The sequence below is a fragment of the Pseudoalteromonas sp. SR43-7 genome (genome assembly GCF_014163785.1).
Taxonomy (GTDB): Bacteria; Pseudomonadota; Gammaproteobacteria; order Enterobacterales; family Alteromonadaceae; genus Pseudoalteromonas; species Pseudoalteromonas distincta.
Genome location: NZ_JACJDY010000048.1, coordinates 1 through 3,798 on the forward strand (window position 1 = coordinate 1; position 3,798 = coordinate 3,798).

4 protein-coding genes and 1 pseudogene are annotated in these 3,798 nt (G+C 38.9%); 1 reads left to right on the top strand and 4 read right to left on the bottom strand.

Annotated features, from left to right (window positions below; translation table 11 throughout):
* Window positions 1-473: 473 nt before the first annotated feature.
* From H5087_RS19920 to rph, 3 genes are read right to left on the bottom strand one after another with little or no spacing between them, the layout of a single operon-like run.
* The gene (locus H5087_RS19920) at window positions 474-854 is read right to left on the bottom strand and encodes a diacylglycerol kinase (protein WP_002958892.1); all 381 of its coding nucleotides are present in this window, start codon (window positions 852-854) and stop codon (window positions 474-476) included.
* Between the two features lie 56 nt (window positions 855-910).
* Window positions 911-1,555 carry an orotate phosphoribosyltransferase gene (gene pyrE / locus H5087_RS19925; protein WP_182673137.1) on the bottom strand — a complete coding sequence of 215 codons (645 nt, stop codon included), beginning with the start codon at window positions 1,553-1,555 and terminating at the stop codon, window positions 911-913.
* An 18-nt stretch (window positions 1,556-1,573) separates the two neighbouring features.
* Complete coding sequence (gene rph / locus H5087_RS19930) at window positions 1,574-2,287, bottom strand: ribonuclease PH (RefSeq protein ID WP_002958890.1); 714 nt, start codon at window positions 2,285-2,287, stop codon at window positions 1,574-1,576.
* A 179-nt stretch (window positions 2,288-2,466) separates the two neighbouring features.
* On the opposite strand from rph, the gene H5087_RS19935 reads away from it, so the two are divergent.
* Entirely contained in the window at window positions 2,467-3,327 is an 861-nt protein-coding gene (locus tag H5087_RS19935; protein WP_182673138.1) for a YicC/YloC family endoribonuclease, read from the top strand.
* Window positions 3,328-3,668: 341 nt separating this feature from the next.
* Here H5087_RS19935 and H5087_RS19940 read toward each other — a convergent pair.
* Window positions 3,669-3,798, bottom strand: a pseudogene (locus H5087_RS19940) (elongation factor Tu); the annotation flags it as partial.

The following is a 3,798-nucleotide window of genomic DNA, read 5'->3' on the forward strand; positions in this document are numbered from 1 at the left end:
TTGGTCACTCAGTTTTCAATTGAGACTCTAATTTGTTTGCCTCGCTACCTAAGTAGCTTAGCTGTTAGAACTCAATCTGTACGAGTGCCCACACAGATGATTGCTTTATATTGTTAAAGAACGTTGCGATTATGAAGTTGAACTTTATCTCGCTAGGGCTGCGCATATTACGCTTTCCTATTTTTTTGTCAACACTTAAATTTAAACTTTCTAAAAAGATTCAATCTAAGTTTTACTTAACACCCTGAGTTGTTCGTGCCCCGCTATGCGTTGTCCGCTGCGCGTCGCCATATCCCGTCTCAGTGGGGTCGCATTATAGGGAGATCCGAAAACAGATCAACCCTTTTTTGAAGAAAACTTGAAATAATGTGCTGTTCGCTGAGAATTTGAGCTAAACACGTTAAAAACACAACATAACCATCAAATTATTAACAACTAACGGGGTTCAAACCTATTTAATATTAGAAGTAGAGTTAAACGATCTTCATATATAGGCTTACACCCCAGATGATCAATACGATCGTTAAAGAAAGTGTTACGGCTGCAGATCCCATATCTTTGGCTCTACCTGACAATACATGCAGCTCTGTACTTACTCGATCTGTTAATGCCTCAATGGCGGAGTTTAGTAATTCAACTATTAATATAATAAGCAGTGAGCTAATTAGTATTGCCCAGTGTAATAGTGATGAAGCAAGCCAAAATGAAATAGGAAATAATATAAGGCTTAATAGTAGCTCTTGCCTAAATGCTGCTTCTTCTTTAAATGCTGCTTTAAAGCCAAGGTAAGAGCAATAGGTTGCTTTGAAAACACGCTTGAGGCCTAAGCCATTTGGTTTTAATACATCTTTCATTAAAAAACTCTATGAATGAAGGTCAAAATAAAGCCCCGCACTGCGAGGCTTTTTATTTATGCTACGCCGTATTGATCACGGTAAGCTTTAACTGAGGCTAAATGCTCATCCATTGTGCCTTGGCTTTCAAGGTAACTGATAAGATCAGCTAATTTCACAATTGAAATCACTTTGGTATTAAAGTCACGCTCAACTTCTTGAATAGCTGATAATTCAGCTTTACCCTTTTCTTGGCGATCTAACGCAATTAAAACACCACTAAGGTCAGCACCATTTTGTGCAATGATTTCCATCGACTCACGAATAGCAGTACCTGCAGTAATTACATCGTCAACTAGCATAATTTTGCCATTGAGTTCTGAGCCTACTAATGTACCGCCTTCACCGTGTGCTTTTTTCTCTTTACGATTAAAGCAGTAAGGTACATCTTTATCATGATGATCCGCTAAGGCAACCGCTGTTGTTGTCGCTATTGGAATACCTTTGTACGCAGGACCAAATAATACATCGTACTCTATAGCAGAATCTTCGAGTGCCAATGCATAAAAGCGACCTAAACGCGCTAAGTCTCGACCAGTATTAAACAAACCAGCATTAAAAAAGTAAGGACTTGTGCGTCCAGACTTTAATGTAAACTCACCAAATTTTAACACCTGCTTCTCTAGAGCAAATTCTATAAACTCTTTTTGATAATCTTTCATATCTTGTGGCCTACCTATTTATGCTAATGCTTGCTTTTGTACGTCAATAATTTCGCGAATAGAATGTTTAGCTAAAGTAAGTAACTCATCTAGCTCATCAAAAGAGAAAGGTTCGCCTTCAGCTGTACCTTGAATTTCAATAATTTTACCTGTTTCGGTTAAAATTACGTTCATATCAGTCTCTGCTGCTGAATCTTCAATGTATTCTAAATCGCTAATTGCTTGGCCTTTGTAAATACCAACTGAAATAGCTGCAATCATATGTTTAAGTGGGTTTGAATTAATCATACCTTTTGCACGCATATGCGTTAGTGCATCAACAAGTGCAACACATGCACCACTTATAGAAGCAGTACGTGTACCGCCATCAGCTTGAATAACGTCACAATCAATGGTAATTGTGTTTTCGCCAAGTGCTTTTAAGTCAACAGCAGCACGAAGTGCACGTGCAATTAAGCGTTGAATTTCCATAGTACGACCGCCCTGCTTACCACGTGCAGCTTCTCGAGCATTACGCGTATGCGTTGCTCGCGGTAACATACCGTATTCAGCATTGATCCAACCTTTACCCTGACCTTTCATGAAACGAGGAACGCCCGATTCAACAGTAGCTGTACAAAGTACTTTGGTGTTACCAAACTCAACAAGTACTGAGCCTTCAGCATGCAAAGTATAATTACGTGTAAATGTAACAGGTCTAATTTGGTTAGGTGTTCTTTCGCTTGGACGCATTGACGATCCCCTTAATTCAGAATTTGCGACATTATAAGTGTATGTGGGTATAGATACCATGTTGATTTAAATAAATAGCTGTATGCAAAATATTCAGTGTTTTAAATTTTCCCTAGAGCTTAAGCAGTGTTACGGTATAATCATCATAATATTGTATTTATAAATTTAGGAAAATATCCATGATCCACAGTATGACAGCTTATGCGCGTCGCGAAATAAAAGGCGACTGGGGTACTGGCACTTGGGAAGTTCGCTCAGTAAACCAGCGTTACCTTGAAACATTTATACGCGCACCAGAGCAATTTCGTGGCATGGAGCCAGTTATTCGTGAGCGTTTACGCAAACACTTACAACGCGGTAAAGTTGAGGTCTTTTTAAAGTTTGTGGCAAATCCAGCCCACGTTGGCGAGCTATCAATTAACCAAGCCCTTGCTGAACAACTAATAAATAGCGCTAAATGGGTTCAACAACATAGTAATGGTGATATTAACCCTGTTGATATACTACGTTGGCCTGGCGTTATGGAAGCAGAAGAGCTTGATATGGATAGCGTTAATACAGCATTAATAGCTGGTCTTGATCAAGTAATCGAAGATTTTAAATCTGCACGTGGCGATGAAGGTGCAAACCTTGAAGAAATGATAGCAATACGCCTTGATGCGATTTTAGAGCAAGTAGAAATTGTAGAAACGCATATGCCAGAGATTGCTAAATGGCAGCGTGAAAAACTTGCTCAAAAGTTAGAAGACTTAACAGCAAACATTGACGAGTCACGCCTTGAACAAGAACTTATTTATCTTGCTCAAAAACAAGATGTAGCTGAAGAATTAGATCGCTTGAAGTCTCACGTCAAAGAAACTAAAAAAATCCTTAAAAAAGGTGGCGCATGTGGTCGTCGCCTAGATTTTATGATGCAAGAATTTAATCGTGAAGCTAACACGCTCGCATCTAAGTCTATCAATAGTGACATCACTACTGCAGCCGTAGAGCTAAAAGTACTAATTGAACAAATGAGAGAACAGATCCAAAATATTGAATAGTTTTCAGCTAAGTATGGCAGATTCATAACTTATCAAAACCCGAGCTTAGCTCGGGTTTTTAGTAATACCACTAATAATACTTTGAGTATTGTTACCAAGTATCTTCACCTAAAGTTAAAGCGGCATCTTAAATCGTACTTTATTTTAGACATTAAAAAGCCCGAGACTAAGCTCGGGCTTTTTGGTAATAATTAGCTAGGCTAATAATTACGCTTTGAACGTTTCTACAACGCACCTACGCCTAAAGTAAGAACACCACCTTCATGTGACACTTTATTTTAGACATTAAAAAACCCGAGACTAAGCTCGGGCTTTTTGGTAATAATTAGCTAGGCTAATAATTACGCTACGATAGTTGCTACAACACCAGCACCTACAGTACGACCACCTTCACGGATAGCAAAACGAAGACCTTCATCCATCGCGATTGGTGCGATTAGAGTTACTGTCATCTTGATGTTATCACCAGGC